Genomic DNA, 15,999 nt, shown 5'->3' with positions numbered 1-15,999 from the left:
TATGATGTGGTGATTTAACTACATTATGCCCACTATCCTAGCGCGTGCGTAGAGGTCGCGGCCAGTGACCGGCGCCTCGACATCTCCTTATCAAGTAGTAATTTTACAAAGTTTTTGGAGATGGCCGGCGTGATAGGCTAGTATTTTGTTAATTTAACCAGATGAGGGTGCTCATGAGCCAATATAAGCGGCCCCAGGCAGGACACGCCTTCGGCGATGTCGGCGCGCCAATCGACCTGGCCCTGTTCGGGGCGCTCGGTGACCTGGCTCAGCGCAAGCTCTTCCCGGCGCTCTTCCATCTGGAGCGCGAGGGGCTGCTCGACCCCGCCACGCGGCTACTGGGGCTGGCCCGCCAGGAGCTGGATGTCGACGCCTTCAAGGCGCGTGTCGAGGCTTCCCTGGCGACCTATGTCGCGGCCGAGGAGCTCGATCGCGAGTCGCTCGCCCGCTTCACGGCGCGGCTCGATTTCCTGTCCCTCGACTTCACCCAGCCCGATGGCTACGCCGCCATTCGCGATTGGCGCCAGGGCATCGAGCGGCCGATGGTGGTCTATCTGTCGGTGGGTGCCAAGATCTATGGCGATATCTGCCAGCATCTGGAATCCAGCGGCAGCCTCGACGCCGAGAGTCGGGTGGTGGTGGAAAAGCCGATCGGCTATGACCTCGCCTCGTCCGCCGAGATCAACGACGCCATCGGGGCGGTGTTCCCCGAGTCGCGCGTCTATCGCATCGACCATTACCTGGGCAAGGAAACGGTCCAGAACCTGATCGCGATGCGCTTCGCCAATCCGCTGTTCGGCACCCAGTGGAACCAGAATCACATCTCCCATGTGGAGATCAGCGTGGCCGAGAAGGTCGGCATCGAGGGGCGCTGGGGCTACTTCGACGAGGCCGGCCAGCTGCGTGACATGGTCCAGAACCATCTGCTGCAGCTGGTCTGCTTGATCGCCATGGACCCGCCGGCCAACCTCGACGCCGATGCCATCCGCGACGAGAAGGTCAAGGTGCTCAAGGCGCTCAAGCCGTTCAGCGACGAGATGCTGGGGCGCGACGTGGTGCGCGGCCAGTACATCGCCGGCACCATCGACGGCCAGCCCGTGCCCGGCTACCACGAGGAAGAAGGCGCCAATCAGGGCAGCCACACCGAGAGCTTCGTGGCGATGAAGACCGAGGTGGCCAACTGGCGCTGGGCGGGAGTGCCGTTCTATCTGCGCACCGGCAAGCGCATGCCGGAGAAGCTGTCGCAGATCGTCATCCATTTCCGCCAGCAGCCGCACTACATCTTCGACCCCGACCAGCGCAACCTGGCCGCCAACAAGCTGGTGATCCGCCTGCAGCCGGAGGAGGGCATCGCGCTGGAGGTGCTGACCAAGGATAGCGGCCTGGACAAGGGCATGCGCCTGCGGCGCGGCCCGTTGCACCTGGACTTCCACAACGCCTTTCCCAAGACGCGGATTCCCGACGCCTATGAACGGCTGCTGCTCGAGGTCATGAAGGGCCAGCAGGCGCTGTTCGTGCGCCGCGATGAGGTCGAGCATGCCTGGCAGTGGTGTGACAGCCTGATCGCCGCCTGGGAGAGCCGCGACGAGCCGCCACGCCGCTACCCGGCCGGTTCCTGGGGGCCTGTCGCCTCGATCGCGATGATCACCCAGGACGGCCGCAGCTGGTACGAAGACTACTGACGCCGAGACGCCTATCGGCCCGAGGCCATCCGCAATGAGGACGATGGAGATGAGTCAATCCCGTGAGCAACTGGCTCGGCAGCTGGCCGAGGCCGTGGCCGAGGCCCTGAGAGCCGACCTGGCCCAGCGCGAGCGCGCCTTGCTGGTGGTGTCCGGCGGCTCGACCCCGGTGCCCTTCTTCGAGGCCCTGGCCGCCATGCGGCTGCCCTGGGCGCGCGTCGACGTGACGCTGGCCGATGAGCGTTGGGTGGCCGAGACCGATGACGCCAGCAATGCTCGCCTGGTGCGTGCCCACCTGCTGCAGGGGGCGGCCGCCGCGGCCACCTTCGTGCCGCTGACCAGCACGGCCGCCACCCCCGAGCAGGGCGTGGCCGAGGTGAGCGAGCGTCTCGCGGCGCTCGACTGGCCGGCCAGTGTGGTGATCCTGGGCATGGGTGGCGATGGCCACACCGCCTCGTTGTTCCCCGACAGCCAGGAACTCGCCCTGGCGCTATCCACCGACGACTCGGTGGTGGCGGTGCGCACGCCGAGCCAGCCGCAGCCACGGATCACCCTGAGTGCCGATCGGCTGCACCACTGCCCGCGCCACTTCCTGCATATCACCGGCGAGGAGAAGCGCGCCGTGCTGGGCCGCGCCCTGGCCGGCGACGACACCCGGGCGCTGCCGATTCGCGCCTTCCTGGCCGGCCCGCTCGGCATCTACTGGGCGCCCTGAGCCCCGGACCTCTTTCTGGAGCCATGACATGACGATCGACAAACAGCTGCCCTCCACGCGCACCACCGAGATCGACAGCATCTGCCTCAAGGCCGAGGTGATCCCGGTGCTGGCCATCGAGCGCGTGGAAGACGCCGTTCCCCTGGCCACCGCCCTGGTCGAAGGGGGGCTCAGCGTGCTGGAGGTGACCCTGCGCACCGACTGTGCGCTGGAAGCCACGCGTCGCATCAAGGAGGCGCTGCCCCAGGCCAGCGTCGGCATCGGCACCGTGCTGACCCCGGCGCAGTATCGCCAGGCCGAACAGGTCGGCGCCGACTTCGTGGTGACCCCGGGCACCACCGAGGCCCTGTATCGCTACGGCGTCGAGAGCCCGGTGCCGATGCTGCCTGGTGTGGCCACCGTCTCCGAGCTGATGATCGGCTGGCAGTACGGCTATCGCCGCTACAAGTTCTTCCCCGCCGAGGCCAGCGGTGGCGTCAAGGCCCTCAAGGCCTTCGCCGGGCCGATCGCCGAGGCACGCTTCTGTCCGACCGGCGGCATCAGCCTGGATAACGCCGGCGACTACCTGGCGCTGCCCAGCGTGATGTGCGTGGGCGGCTCCTGGCTGACGCCCAAGTCGCTGGTCGAGGCCGAAGACTGGAGCGCCATCCGCCGACTGGCCCAGGAGGCCGCGGAGCGTTTCCACCACTGAGTTTCCTTATCGAGCCCACCGGGTTCTCTCTCGACAGCCATCGGCTGTCCTTGTGCCCCGGCCAGTTTGGCCGGGGCTTTTTTGTCGTGCACCACGGGCGCGGGGCATGGTTCAGGAAGAAGGGCGGTCGCCCTCGGCGGGAACCGGGCCATCCACATCGCCCCGGGTGGGCAGGGCGACATAGCTGCCGGGGCGGGTGACGGCGTGGGCGCCGCAGCGGCAGGCGAAGGCCAGGGCGATCCCCAGGCGTGCCGTGTCGCGGTGCCAGCCTTCCGTGAAGCCGCTTTCGGCGAGGGCGGCCAGCAGCCCACCGATGAAGGCGTCTCCTCCCGCCGTGGTGTCAACGGCCTGCACCGCCGGCGGGGTGACGGATAGCGACAGCCCGGCCCCCAGGGCGCGCGCGTCGCCAGCGCCGTCGGTGATCACCGCCAGCTTGACCCCGGCGGCCAGGCGTTCGGCCAGCCAGGCGTCTTCGGGATGATCGCCGCGCAGGTCGTCGACCTCGTCGCGGGATAGCTTGAGCAGGTCGGCGCGGTCGAGCAGCCGGGTGACCAGGGCGGCGTCGGCGCGGCCTTCGGCCCAGAGACTGTGGCGCAGGTTGGCGTCGACGCTGACCACACAGCCGGCCCGGGCGGCCATCTCGGCCATGGCCAGGGTGGTCTCGGCGATCGCCGGGTCGGTCAGGCTGTTGCTGCACAGATGCAGCACCGCGGGTTCGGCGAACACGCCGGCCGGCAGGTGCTCGAGGCGATAGAGCAGGTCGGCGGCGGGCGGTCGGTAGAAGTCGAAGCTGCGCTCGCCCTCGGCATCCCGGGAGACGAAGGCCAGCGCGGTGCGCGCCTCGCGGGTGCGCCGTACGCCGGAGACATCGACACCCTGGGCGGTCAGCTCCTCGGCCAGGAAGTCACCGAAGTGGTCGTCGCCGAGCATGCCGAGGAAGCGGCTGGGCACGCCGAGCCGCGCGCAGGCCACGGCGACGTTGGCCGGGGCGCCGCCGGCATAGGGGGTGAAGGCTTCACGGGCGAGGGTCTCCGACGCCTCGTCGGCGGGTTCCCCCAGCCGGCTGGAGAGCATGTCGACGAGGGCCTCGCCGAAGGCGATGACGGGCAGCATGAGCGCGGTTCCTCACGATAAGCGGTGGGCGGGCTCAGGCCACCTCGTGGCCGCGGGCGGCCTCGAGCAGGGCGAACCAGGCCGGGCGCGGCAGCGTGAGCTCGGCGTCACGACACAGCGTCTCGATGCGTTCGGGCTTGAGGCTGCCGATCACCGGCAGCGGTCGCCCGGGCAGGGCGCGCAGCCAGGCCAGGGCCAGGCCGGCGGGGCTGACGCCGAAGGCCTCGGCCTGGGCGTGCAGCACAGGCGCCGCCGGGCCGTTCAGCGTCCGGCCGCCGCCCAGCGGCGACCAGGCCATGGGGGCCTGGCCGTCGCCGACCACGGCATCGAAGAGGCCATCGAACAGCGGCGCGGGGTGGTCGAGCGACAGCTGCAGCTGGTGAGCCGACAGGCGCCCGTGCATGGCGCCCTGCAGCCGGCGCCAGGCCTCCGGCGGGAAGTTGGAGACGCCGGCGGCGCCGATCTTGCCGGCGGCGATGGCGTCGTCGAGGGCCCGGCCGGTGGCCTCGGCGTCCATCAGCGGATCGGGGCGATGGAGCAGGAAGTGGTCCAGGCGCGCCACGCCGAGCCGCTCGAGGGAGGCATCGATGGCCCGGGTCACGTAGGCCGGCGAGCTGTCGTAGTGCTTGACGGCGAACGGCGAGGTATCGCGCTCAGGGGTGACGATGTCGGTCTTGGTCACCACCCGGACGCGCCGGGCGAGGCCCGGGCGAGCACGCAGCGCGGCACCGAACAGCGTCTCTCCGGCCCGGTCGCCGTAGATGTCGGCGTGGTCGAACCAGTGCAGACCCTGGTCGAGGCGTGCCTCGAGCCAGTCGGCCAGCCGTTCGGGGGCGTGCAGCTCAGGTGCCTCGTGCAGGGACATCATGCCCAGCGCGAAGGGAGCGTCGAAGGTCGGGGCGTCGCTCATGCGTCGCTCGCAAGGGAAAGGGTGGTGCCCAGCAGGTGCTGGGCGCCGGGCACCAGCCACACCGGGTCGAGCCGGGTGTTGGCCGCCTCGACGCACAGGAAACGGCGGCCCGCGGCGGCGGAGGTGTCGGTCGGAAGCGCGTCGCCGGGATGCCAGACCACCGCCGAGTCGCTGTCCTGACGGGCGATGCGCAGCCGGCGGTGGCCGTCGTCCAGCGTCAGCTCGGCGTTGGTGTGGTAGATGCGATCGAGGCCGCCACGCACGCCCAGCTCGCCTTGTTGCTCGCGCTCGGCGAAGTCGGCGAGCTTGTCCAGGTAGCGGGCGCCGACCAGCCCTTCGACGCGACAGGCCGTGGCGTCGTTCACCGCCAGGTAGCTGTGCAGGGCGCCGGTGATCTTGACCGGCGTCTCGCCGCGGTGCTCGGTGATCAGCTCCACGTGCAGGCGATGGGCGTTGGCCTGGATCACCGCGCGCGGCACCAGCTGGGTGTGCAGGCGCTCCAGCGGCGAGAGGTGCAGCTCGACGCCTTCCTCGTGCTCATCCACGGCGTCGAGGCGCCAGTCGGCCTTGCGCGCCGGGCCGTGCATGGGGCCGGAACGGTCCGCGGACTCGTCGGCGGTGTTCTCGTCGGCGAACCACGGCCAGCACAGCGGGATGCCGCCGCGGATGGCGCCGGGTAGCGTCTGGGGGGTGGGCGTGACCCACAGCCAGCCGCCGGGCACCAGGGTTTCTTCGTCGTTCGTTGTCTCGCCGGCCGGTGATGTCGCGGCGTCTCGCGCGGCATCGGGCGCGGGAGAGGAGTTCTCGGCGTGCGCGTCTTCGGGCGCACGGGAAGGAGAGCCCTCGGTGGTCGCGTCTTTGGGCGACGGCAAATAGTGAAGCACCTGGGCGCCCTGAAGCGACACCACGAGTTCACCCCAGGCCTCGCGGGCCAGCCATATCTCGCGGCCAGCCCATTCGGCGCGGCGCTGGCCGTCGGTGGCGTCCAGCAGGGCGCGCAGGGAAGCGGGAATCATGCGATCTCCTCCATCGGGTCGCTCGACGCCTGGCGTCGAGTCATTCGACCTCTTCGTTGTGCAGGGCCTCGGCGGCGCCCAGCAGGCCCGTCCAGGGCGCGGTGACCACCCGGACCGGGATGTCGGCGTTATAGGCGTTCATGCGCCCCTTGTCGGCGAAGGCCTCGCGAAAGCGGCTCTGCGGCAGCCAGTCGAGCAGCCGTGGCAGGATGCCGCCACACAGGTAGACCCCGCCTCGGGCACCGAGGGTCAGCGCGGCATCGCCGCTGACGTCGCCGAGGATCTTCAAAAAGCGCAGCAGGGTATCACGCGCCACGGCGTCTCCGCTCGCGGCCGCCGCGCTAACCTCGGCGGGCGTCGTGCAGCTCGGATTGCTGCCCTTCAGCGAACAGTGAGCCAGGTAGAGATCCAGCAGCCCCTGGCCGCACATCAGGCGTTCGACCGAGATACGCCCGTAGCGGTTGCGGAAGTAGCGCAGCAGGTTGTGCTCGCGCTCGTCGGTGGGGGCGAAGGTCGCGTGGCCACCCTCGGTGGGCAGCGGGATCCAGGCATGGCGGCCAGGAAAGACGCCGGCCATGCCGAGCCCGGTGCCGGGACCGATCACCAGCCGCGCGGCATGGGGCATCGCCTCGCCGGGCTGTACCTCGAACAGTTCGCCCTCGGCCACGTGGGGCACGCCCAGGGCCTGGGCGGTGAAGTCGTTGATCGCCTTGAACAACTCGAGCCCCAGGGCCTCTCGCACCCCGGTGCGGGAGAACGACCAGGGGTTGTTGGTCAGCTTGATATGCTCGCCGTGGGTCGGGCAGGCGAAGGCCAGGCAGGCCTCGCGCGGGGCGTTGTCGCCCACGGCGCCGACCCGTTCCAGGTAGTCGCGTATCGCCTCGACCAGGCCGGGATAGTCGGCACAGGGCAGGCTCAGGATGTCGTGGGGCGCGAAGGCCCCCGGGGTCACCAGGGCGAGGCGGGCATTGGTGCCGCCGATGTCACCAATTAGTGCGGGTCGGGTCATCGTCAGGTTCGTCTCTCAATCAGCCACGCCAACCGGGTCGGGTGCCGCGCTTTCGATAGCCACACCAATTAGTGCGGGTCGGGTCATCGTCAGGTTCGTCTCTCAATCAGTCACGCCAGCCGGTCCGGGTGCCGCGCTTTCGATAGCCACACCAATTAATGCGGGTCGGGTCATCGTCAGGTTCGTCTCTCAATCAGCCACGCCAACCGGGCCGGGTGCCGCGCTTTCGATAGCCACACCAATTAGTGCGGGTCGGGTCATCGTCAATTCGTCTCTTTCAAACAATCGCGGGAGCGGGGCCTGGTTCCCCGCTCCCGATGGCTATATCCACGCTGTGGCACGAGGCGAACGCGGCGTGGGTATCGCCTCAGGCGTCCTCGTCATGGATCTGGCCGGCCTGGCGGGCCAGGTCGTCGGCCTCGAAGCCACCGAACACCCCGGCGCCTTCCTCGCCGCGCATGGCCAGATGGCGGAAGCCACCGAACAGCTCGCGGCCCAGGCCGACATGGTAGTGGTCCAGCTCGGCCACGCGCTGCTCGCGCTCGGCCCAATCGGCGGCGCTCACCTTGGCCTCCAGGGTGCCGGCGTCGGCATCGAGGCGCACGATATCACCATCGTGGAGTTTGGACAGCGGTCCGCCGTCCAGCGCTTCGGGGCTGATATGAATGGCCGCCGGGACCTTGCCGGAGGCGCCGGACATGCGGCCATCGGTGACCAGGGCGACCTTGTGGCCGCGATCCTGCAGTACGCCGAGGAACGGCGTCAGCTTGTGAAGCTCCGGCATGCCATTGGCCTTGGGCCCCTGGAAGCGCACCACGGCGATCACATCGCGGTCCAGCTCGCCGGCGTCGAAGGCCGCCTTGAGGTCGTTCTGGTCCTCGAAGATCCGCGCCGGGGCCTCGACCACGCGGTGTTCTTCCGCCACCGCCGAGACCTTGATCACGCCACGCCCCAGGTTGCCGTCGAGCACGGTGAGCCCGCCGGTGGGGGCGAAGGGCGTGGCGACCGGGCGCAGCACGTCCTCGTCGAGGCTCTGCTGCGGGCCCTCGCGCCAGGTCAGCTTGCCGTCCTCGAGGAAGGGTTCCTGGGTATAGGCGGTCATGTCGGTGCCGAAGGCGGTGGGGATATCGCTGTGGATCAGCCCGGCGCCGATCAGTTCGCGGAAAAGGTAGCTCATGCCGCCGGCGGCCTGGAAGTGGTTGATGTCCGCCTGGCCGTTGGGATAGACCCTCATCAGGCTCGGCGTCACCGCCGAGAGATCGGTGAAGTCGTCCCAGGTCAGGGTGAGGCCCGCCGCGGCGGCCATGGCCACCAGGTGCATGGTGTGGTTGGTAGAGCCGCCGGATGCCAGCAGGCCGACCACGGCATTGACGATGGCGCGTTCGTCGATCTGCTGGTAGAAGGGGCGATAGGTGCCGCCGGGCTCGGTGTTGCGGATCGCCTGCTCGGTGGCGAAGCGGGTCAGCGCCTCGCGCATCTCGGTGCCCGGGTTGACGAAGGAGGTGCCCGGCAGGTGCAGCCCCATCATCTCCATCATCAGCTGGTTGGAGTTGGCGGTGCCGTAGAAGGTGCACGTGCCCGGGCTGTGGTAGGACTCGGACTCCGCTTCGAGCAGTTCCTCGCGGCTGGCCTTGCCCTCGGCGAACCGCTGGCGCACGCGGGCCTTCTCCTTGTTGGGCAGGCCGGTCGGCATCGGGCCGGCGGGCACGAACACGGCCGGCAGGTGGCCGAAGCGTGCCGCGGCGATGAACAGCCCCGGCACGATCTTGTCGCACACGCCGAGATACAGCGCGGCATCGAACATGTTGTGCGAGAGCCCCACGGCGGTGGCCATGGCGATCACGTCGCGGGAGAACAGCGACAGTTCCATGCCCGGTTGGCCCTGGGTGACGCCGTCGCACATGGCGGGCACGCCGCCGGCGAATTGGGCGGTGGAGCCCATGTCGCGGGCGGCGGCCTTGATGGTCTCGGGGAAGGTCTCAAGCGGCTGATGGGCGGAGAGCATGTCGTTGTAGGCGGAAATGATGCCCAGGTTCGCCGAGTTCATCATCTTCAGGGCATTCTTGTCCTGGGTGCCGCAGGCGGCGAAGCCATGCGCCAGGTTGCCGCAGGAGAGTTCGCCGCGATGCACGCCGCGCTGGTGCTGGTCGGCCATGCGCTGCTCGTAGAGCGCACGGCGCTCGGCGCTGCGCTCGCGGATGCGCTGGGTGACCTGCTGGACGGTGGCATTGAGTGGCGTGGATGCTTGGGCCATGGGACACCTCGGCAACGTGAGAGATAAGTTTTCGTAAGTTTAGCAAAAATAACACCCTGCATAGGGGTTTGCCCGGGGTGTTTGGCTATAGTTGTAATTATTTTACCATGCGGGCGTTCGAGAGCCCTGCATCGCCAGGAGAGGGTATGCCTCATGATGTCATCTAGGGTAGGTGTTGCGTCGGCTGACGTCAGCCGGTGCCCGGGGGAGCGTCCATGAGCGACCTGCGAGTCGTCGAGCAGCCCGCTGTGGCCGCGGTAGCGGCCGAGGCCTGGAACGCTCTGGTGGGCGACGATCACCCCTTCCTGCGCCACGAGTTCCTGCATGCCCTGGAGGCCAGCGGTTCGGTGTGCGCCGAGAGCGGCTGGACGCCGCGCCACCTGACGCTGTGGTGCGGCGATGCGTTGGTCGGGCTGCTGCCGCACTACCACAAGCAGCATTCCTTCGGTGAGTACGTCTTCGATTGGGCCTGGGCCGACGCCTGGGAGCGGGCCGGGGGACGCTACTACCCCAAGGGGCTCAGTGCGATCCCCTTCACCCCGGCGCCGGGGCCGCGGCTGGTGTTGGCCGATGGCGTCGATCCCCTCGCGGCGCGGTGCCTGCTGGCCGAGGCCTGGGAGGCCACGACGCTGTCGAGCTGGCACCTGCTGTTCGCCGAAGAGGGGGAGGTGGCCGGCTGGCGCGAGGCGCGGCCTGAGCTGATCGCCCGCGGTGGCGTGCAGTTCCAGTGGCGAGACCGCGGCTACGGCGACTTCGATGGTTTCCTCGCCGCCCTGACCGCCAAACGGCGCAAGGCCATCCGTCGCGAGCGCCGCCGGGTCGCCGAGCAGGGGTTGACCCTGCACCGGCTGGAGGGTGAGGAGATCGGTGAGGCCGACCTGGCACACTTCTATCGCTGCTATCGGATCACCTACCTGGAACGCGGGCAGCAGGGCTATCTCAACGAGGCGTTCTTCCTGCGCCTACGCCGCGATCTGCCCGAGGCGCTGGTGCTGGTACAGGCGCGCCTCGACGGCCGGCCGGTGGCCGCGGCGCTGTGCCTGCAGGGGCGCCACACGCTCTATGGTCGCTACTGGGGCAGCGAGATCGAGGCCGATGGTCTGCACTTCGAGGCCTGCTATTACCAGGGCCTCGAGCATTGCCTGGCGCGGGGGCTCTCGTGCTTCGATCCCGGTACCCAGGGCGAGCACAAGCTGACCCGCGGCTTCGCGCCGCGCCGGCTGATCTCGCTGCATCATATCGCCGACCCTCGTCTGCGTGACGGAGTGGCACGCTTCTGCGCCGAGGAGGACGCCCGAGTCACGGCCTACATCGCGGCCGCCGAGCGGGCCCTGCCGTTTCGCGCCGCCGAATGAGCGCCGACACGCCGGCGGCGGGGCGTCGAGCGATCCGCCGCCGCCAGGGTTTCGATGGATGAGGCGGCCGAGGGAAGATGGCATACTACGCCCTTGAATTCTCTGGTGACGGACCCTCTTCATGCTCAAGTGGCTGGCCATCGTGCTCATCGCCCTGCAGGCGCTGTTGCAGTATCGCCTGTGGTTCGGCGAGGGCGGACTGCGCGAGCTGGCCGAAGTGCGCCAGCGGGTGGACCGCCTGGAGGCCGAAAACGCGCCGCTGCGAGCGCGCAACGAGCGACTCGCCGCCGAGGTGGTCGATCTCAAGAACGGCCTCGATGCCATCGAGGAGCGCTCGCGCAGCGATATCGGCATGGTGCGCCGCGACGAGCAGTTCTTCTGGGTCCCCGATGCCGGGGAGCCCGGCGCAGGAGAGTCACGGTGAGCGAACGACTCTGGCTGGTGGTGCCCGCGGCGGGCCGCGGACGCCGCATGGGCGCCGCGCTGCCCAAGCAGTATCTGCCTTTGGCCGGCCGCACGGTGCTGGCCGCGACCCTGGCGCGGCTCCACGCGGCCTTCCCCGCGGCGCGGCTGTGCCTGTGTCTGGACCCTGGCGACGCCCACTTCGATCCGGCCACGGTGCCCTTCGCCGACTGGCGACGGGTGGCGGGGGGCGATGAGCGTGTCGATTCGGTGACCAACGCCCTGGCTGCCATCGCCGACGAGGCCGATGAGGCCGACCCGGTGCTGGTGCATGATGTGGCCCGCCCCTGTGTGCGTGTCGACGACCTGCACCGGCTGGCGGCGACGATCGCCGAGGACGCGGTGGGGGGCCTGCTGGCCGCGCCGGTGGCCGATACCATGAAACGCGACGATGGCGCCGGGCGAGTCGAGACCACCGCGCCGCGCGCTGGCCTGTGGCACGCCCTGACGCCCCAGGGCTTCGCTTACGGGGTGCTGCGCCGGGCGCTTGCCGAGGCCGGTGCGCGTGGCCTCGCGGTCACCGATGAGGCCTCGGCGGTGGAGGCGCTCGGCCTCTCGCCGCGTCTGGTCAGCGCTCGCCGCGACAACCTCAAGATCACTCACCCGGAGGACCTGGCGCTGGCCGAGGCGATCCTCGCCGCCCAGGGCATGTCCGATCACCCCGCTGACAGGAACGACACCGCATGATGCGAATCGGCCACGGCTTCGACGTCCATCGCTTCGGCGAGGGCGACCACCTGCGGATCGGTGGTGTCGCCATTCCCTTCGCGCAAGGCTTCGTCGCCCACTCCGATGGCGACGTGCTGCTTCACGCGATCTGCGATGCCCTGCTCGGCGCCTGCGCGCTGGGCGACATCGGTCGTCACTTCCCCGATAGCGATCCGGCCTGGGCCGGCGCCGACAGCCGTGAGCTGCTGCGCCGAGTCGTCGCACTCGTGCGCGAGGCCGGCTACCGGGTCGGCAACCTGGACGCCACGGTGATGGCCCAGGCGCCGAAGCTCTCGCCGCATGTCGAAGTGATGGCCGAGCGCATCGCCGCCGACCTGGCGGTCGAGCGGGGCGCGGTCAATGTCAAGGCGACCACCACCGAGCGGCTGGGTTTCACCGGCCGCGGCGAAGGCATCGCCGCCGAGGCGGTGGTGCTGCTGACGGGAGAGGCCGGCGATGCCTGAGACGACGTCCACGGAGCAAGCCGCGCCGATCGTCTGGCCGCCGAGCTGGCCCCGGGTGCTGGATGCGCGCTTCGGTGCGCCGTTGCCCGGCGGCTATCGGGCGACGCCGGAGGATTTCCGGGTCGAGGAACAGCTGGGCTTCGCCCCCGAGGGGCAGGGCGAGCATCTGTGGCTGTGGCTCGAGAAGCGCGACTTGACCACCAGCCTGGTCGCCCGTCGGCTGGCCAAGGCCTGTGAGGTCACGCAGCGCGATGTCGGCTTCGCCGGCATGAAGGATCGCCACGCGGTGACCCGCCAGTGGTTCTCGGTGCACCTGCCTGGCCGCGAGGCGCCGGGCGATCTCGAGGCCCGGCTGGCCGACCTGCCGCTGACGCTGCTCGAGGTCATCCGCCACCCGCGCAAACTCAAGCGGGGCGTGCATGCTGCCAACCGGTTTCGCCTGCGCGTCACCGGCGAGGCGTTGAGCGACCCGCATCTCGCCGAGCGCTGGGCCTGGCTGTGTCATCATGGCGTGGCCAACTATTTCGGCCCGCAGCGTTTCGGCGCGGATGGCCGCAACCTGCATCATGCCTCACGCGTGCTGGCTCGTGGCTGGCGCAAGCGCGACGACCGCGACGGCATGCTGCTCTCCGCGGCGCGTAGTTACCTGTTCAACGAACAGCTGGCCGCGCGCATCGTCGAGGGCGACTGGTCGACGCCGCTGCCCGGCGAGGCAGTGATCCTCGACGGTTCATCGAGCCTGTTCGTCGCCGAGTCGCTCGACGATTCGCTGCGCGAGCGTGCCGCGCGGCTCGACCTGCATCCCAGCGGCGTGCTCTGGGGGCAGGGCGACTCGCTGGCGCTCGACGAGGCGCGGGCCCGTGAGCAGGCCCAGGGGGCGGCGCATCCCGAGCTGTGCGCCGGCCTCGAACGGGCCGGGGTGAAGACGGCCCGCCGCGCGTTGCGCCTGCGTCTGCAAGCACCATGCCTCGAGCCGGGCGAGGGGGAGGCATGGTTCTCCTTCGCGCTGCCCCGCGGCGCCTTCGCCACCGCCGTGCTGCGTGAGCTGATCGCCCACCCGACCCTGAGTTTCCATACGCCCCGATCGGGGCCCGAGCAAGGAGCCGCGGATGCGTCGACTGCTGCTGTCCAATGATGACGGAGTGCATGCCCCGGGCCTGCGTGCCCTGCATGATGCCCTGGCGGCCCACGCGCGGCTGCGCGTGGTGGCTCCCGACCGCGACAAGAGCGGTGCCAGCAACTCCCTGACCCTGACCCGGCCGCTGGCGCTGTCGACCCTCGATAACGGCTTCTACAGCGTCGACGGCACCCCGGCAGACTGCGTCTACCTGGGCGTCAACGGGGTCTGGGGAGAGCGCCCCGATCTGGTGATCTCGGGCATCAACCACGGCGGCAACCTGGGCGACGACGTGCTCTATTCGGGCACCGTGGCCGCCGCCATGGAGGGCCGCAACCTGGGCATGTCGGCGATCGCCATGTCGCTGGTCGGAAGGCATCATTTCGAGACCGCCGGGCGGGTGGCGGCGAGCCTGGTCGGTGCCGCCGACCGGCTCTCGCTGCCGCCGCGCAGCCTGCTCAATGTCAACGTGCCGGACCTGCCCTGGGAGGAGATCCGCGGCCTGCGGGTGACGCGTCAGGGACACCGAGGCCCGGCGGCGAAACCGCTGGAAGTGCGTGACCCGCGCGGTCGCAAGCGTTACTGGATCGCCGCCGCGGGTGAGAGCGCCGACGACGGACCGGATACCGATTTCGCCGCCGTGGAGGCCGGTTTCGTGTCCATCACCCCGCTGCAGATTGACCTGACTCGGCATGCGGCTCGTGACGACGTGCAGGAATGGCTGGATGCGCTCACCTGATACTCGCCGCTACCCTCGCCCCGAGTGGTTGCAGGGAGTCGGCATGACCTCCCAGCGCACCCGCGACCGCATGGTCGAGCGTCTCGCCCGCCAGGGCATCGCCGACCACCGGGTGCTGGAGGTGATGGCCGGCGAGCCGCGCCATCTGTTCCTCGACGAAGCCCTGGCGCATCGTGCCTACGAGGACACCTCGTTGCCCATCGGTCATGGTCAGACGCTTTCCCAGCCGTGGATCGTGGCGCGCATGACCGAGCTGCTCCGCGAGCAGGCGCCGACGCGGGTACTGGAGATCGGCACCGGCTCCGGCTACCAGACCCTGGTGCTCGCCAGGGTGGTGACGGAACTCTGGTCGGTGGAGCGCATCAATGCCCTGCATCGCCGCGCCGGCGAACGGCTGAGGCTGCTCGGTGCGCACAACGCGCGCCTGCGGTTGGCCGACGGCGGACACGGCTGGCCGGAAGCGGCGCCATTCGATGCCATATTGCTGACCGCCTGCGCCAGCACGCTGCCCGAGCCGTTGCTGGCCCAGCTGGCCGATGGCGGGGTGCTGATCGCCCCGCTGGCCGAGCAGGATGGCACGCAGCGGCTGGTGCGGGTGCGTCGGGAAGGAACGCGGTTCGAGACGCAGCGCCTGGAAACGGTACGCTTCGTGCCGTTGCTGGAGGGCGTCATCCGTTAGGCCGGAGCTGGAAGGGCCAGGTGGAGTGGCGGATGCGGGACAACGAAAGCGTTGATTTATGTCGTGAGGCCCTATGGCAAGCGTCGTCATACATCAGTGTTTTCTGGGGAGTAAGTTCTTGAAGCGTCAACTAGGCCTCTTGTTACGGGGCATGGGGATGGGGGCCGCCGATGCGGTGCCCGGTGTCTCCGGAGGAACCATCGCCTTCATCACCGGCATCTACGAAGAACTGCTGCTGACGGTGCGCCGCTTCGGCCCCAGCGCCATCGGGGCCTGGCGGCGTGGCGGTGGGGCCGGGCTGGTCGAGCATCTCAACCTGGGGTTCTTGCTGCCGCTGCTGGCGGGCATCGCCGCCAGCCTGATCAGCGTCGCCCACCTGGTGGTGTGGCTGATGGCGGATCAGCCGCTGTTGCTGCGCGGCTTCTTCTTCGGCCTGGTGGCGGCATCGGCGCTGGTGGTCGGCCGGCATCCCGCCGACTGGCGCGTGTGGCACCTGCTGCCGTTGGCCATCGGCCTGCTGCTGGCCCAGGCGCTGCCGGCGTTGATGCCGTTGATCGGTCGGCTCGGCAGCCCCGAGCTGGTCCTGGTAGTGGGCGGTGCCATCGCCATCAGCGCGATGCTGCTGCCGGGGGTATCGGGCAGTTTCCTGCTGCTGACGATGGGCCTCTATGGCAAGGTGATGGACACGATCCGCGAGTTCGACCTGGGGGCGATCGCGCTGTTCGGCGGCGGCTGTCTGATCGGATTGTTCGCCTTCTCGCGGTTGTTGTGCTGGTTGCTGGTGCGTTTTCACACCGCGACCCTGCAACTGCTGGTGGGGTTCATCCTCGGCTCGCTGCCGGTGTTGTGGCCATGGCGCGAGCTGGTGAGTTACCAGCTCGGCGCCGATGGCCAGATGATCCCCCTCGATTACCGTTATTTGACGCCGTCGGCGTTCACCGAGACCACCGGCGATCCCGCCCAGCTGGTGGCGGTGGTCGCGCTGATGCTGGCCGGTGCCGCCTTGGTGTGGGGCATCGGCAGGAACCAGGGCGGCGGTCAGTCCGCCGCGCTGGGCGGCCGACACGAGGACAAGGAGTAAGCAT

General features: G+C 69.4%; 16 protein-coding genes. 11 read left to right on the top strand and 5 right to left on the bottom strand.

Annotation, left to right across the window (positions count from 1 at the left end):
• Positions 1–173 precede the first annotated feature (173 nt).
• From zwf to ETC07_RS09015, 3 genes are read left to right on the top strand one after another with little or no spacing between them, the layout of a single operon-like run.
• On the top strand, positions 174–1,682 hold the full coding sequence (gene zwf / locus ETC07_RS09025; protein WP_136248181.1) for a glucose-6-phosphate dehydrogenase: 1,509 nt from the start codon (positions 174–176) through the stop codon (positions 1,680–1,682).
• A gap of 49 nt (positions 1,683–1,731) precedes the next feature.
• Entirely contained in the window at positions 1,732–2,397 is a 666-nt protein-coding gene (pgl, locus tag ETC07_RS09020; RefSeq protein ID WP_136248180.1) for a 6-phosphogluconolactonase, read from the top strand.
• A gap of 28 nt (positions 2,398–2,425) precedes the next feature.
• Complete coding sequence (locus tag ETC07_RS09015) at positions 2,426–3,088, top strand: bifunctional 4-hydroxy-2-oxoglutarate aldolase/2-dehydro-3-deoxy-phosphogluconate aldolase (RefSeq protein WP_136248179.1); 663 nt, start codon at positions 2,426–2,428, stop codon at positions 3,086–3,088.
• Positions 3,089–3,199: 111 nt separating this feature from the next.
• On the opposite strand, the gene ETC07_RS09010 is transcribed toward ETC07_RS09015, so the two are convergent.
• The 5 genes from ETC07_RS09010 to edd all read right to left on the bottom strand — a co-directional run bounded on the left by ETC07_RS09010 (position 3,200) and on the right by edd (position 9,390).
• On the bottom strand, positions 3,200–4,201 hold the full coding sequence (locus tag ETC07_RS09010) for a carbohydrate kinase family protein (RefSeq protein WP_136248178.1): 1,002 nt from the start codon (positions 4,199–4,201) through the stop codon (positions 3,200–3,202).
• Between the two features lie 34 nt (positions 4,202–4,235).
• Positions 4,236–5,111 (bottom strand): aldo/keto reductase, encoded by an 876-nt coding sequence (locus ETC07_RS09005; protein ID WP_136248177.1) that lies wholly within the window; start codon positions 5,109–5,111, stop codon positions 4,236–4,238.
• On the bottom strand, positions 5,108–6,127 hold the full coding sequence (locus ETC07_RS09000) for an aldose epimerase family protein (protein ID WP_205742528.1): 1,020 nt from the start codon (positions 6,125–6,127) through the stop codon (positions 5,108–5,110). Before ETC07_RS09000 ends, ETC07_RS09005 begins: the two co-directional genes overlap by 4 nt.
• Positions 6,128–6,167: 40 nt before the next feature.
• Entirely contained in the window at positions 6,168–7,136 is a 969-nt protein-coding gene (glk, locus tag ETC07_RS08995; protein WP_136248176.1) for a glucokinase, read from the bottom strand.
• Between the two features lie 367 nt (positions 7,137–7,503).
• Positions 7,504–9,390 carry a phosphogluconate dehydratase gene (edd, locus tag ETC07_RS08990; RefSeq protein ID WP_136248175.1) on the bottom strand — a complete coding sequence of 629 codons (1,887 nt, stop codon included), beginning with the start codon at positions 9,388–9,390 and terminating at the stop codon, positions 7,504–7,506.
• A 215-nt stretch (positions 9,391–9,605) separates the two neighbouring features.
• On the opposite strand from edd, the gene ETC07_RS08985 reads away from it, so the two are divergent.
• From ETC07_RS08985 to ETC07_RS08950, 8 genes are all read left to right on the top strand, one after another.
• Positions 9,606–10,745: a GNAT family N-acetyltransferase gene (locus ETC07_RS08985; protein WP_136248174.1), complete on the top strand. Its 1,140-nt coding sequence runs from the start codon at positions 9,606–9,608 to the stop codon at positions 10,743–10,745.
• A gap of 121 nt (positions 10,746–10,866) precedes the next feature.
• Complete coding sequence (ftsB, locus tag ETC07_RS08980) at positions 10,867–11,169, top strand: cell division protein FtsB (RefSeq protein ID WP_136248173.1); 303 nt, start codon at positions 10,867–10,869, stop codon at positions 11,167–11,169.
• Positions 11,170–11,216: 47 nt separating this feature from the next.
• Entirely contained in the window at positions 11,217–11,894 is a 678-nt protein-coding gene (gene ispD / locus ETC07_RS08975; RefSeq protein ID WP_240724608.1) for a 2-C-methyl-D-erythritol 4-phosphate cytidylyltransferase, read from the top strand.
• On the top strand, positions 11,894–12,379 hold the full coding sequence (gene ispF, locus ETC07_RS08970; RefSeq protein ID WP_136248251.1) for a 2-C-methyl-D-erythritol 2,4-cyclodiphosphate synthase: 486 nt from the start codon (positions 11,894–11,896) through the stop codon (positions 12,377–12,379). The genes ispD and ispF overlap by 1 nt, the downstream gene beginning before the upstream one ends.
• Positions 12,372–13,514 carry a tRNA pseudouridine(13) synthase TruD gene (gene truD, locus ETC07_RS08965; RefSeq protein ID WP_136248171.1) on the top strand — a complete coding sequence of 381 codons (1,143 nt, stop codon included), beginning with the start codon at positions 12,372–12,374 and terminating at the stop codon, positions 13,512–13,514. The genes ispF and truD overlap by 8 nt, the downstream gene beginning before the upstream one ends.
• Complete coding sequence (gene surE, locus ETC07_RS08960) at positions 13,489–14,235, top strand: 5'/3'-nucleotidase SurE (protein ID WP_136248170.1); 747 nt, start codon at positions 13,489–13,491, stop codon at positions 14,233–14,235. The genes truD and surE overlap by 26 nt, the downstream gene beginning before the upstream one ends.
• A complete protein-coding gene (locus tag ETC07_RS08955; RefSeq protein WP_136248169.1) occupies positions 14,222–14,914 on the top strand; it encodes a protein-L-isoaspartate(D-aspartate) O-methyltransferase in 693 nt (230 codons plus the stop codon). Before surE ends, ETC07_RS08955 begins: the two co-directional genes overlap by 14 nt.
• Positions 14,915–15,032: 118 nt before the next feature.
• The gene (locus ETC07_RS08950; protein WP_136248168.1) at positions 15,033–15,995 is read left to right on the top strand and encodes a DUF368 domain-containing protein; all 963 of its coding nucleotides are present in this window, start codon (positions 15,033–15,035) and stop codon (positions 15,993–15,995) included.
• The last annotated feature ends 4 nt before the right edge of the window (positions 15,996–15,999 follow it).

Origin of the sequence: Halomonas borealis (assembly GCF_004798905.1) — a bacterium.
In the GTDB taxonomy this organism is placed as follows: domain Bacteria; phylum Pseudomonadota; class Gammaproteobacteria; order Pseudomonadales; family Halomonadaceae; genus Halomonas; species Halomonas borealis.
This window is presented reverse-complemented; position numbering and strand designations above follow the sequence as displayed.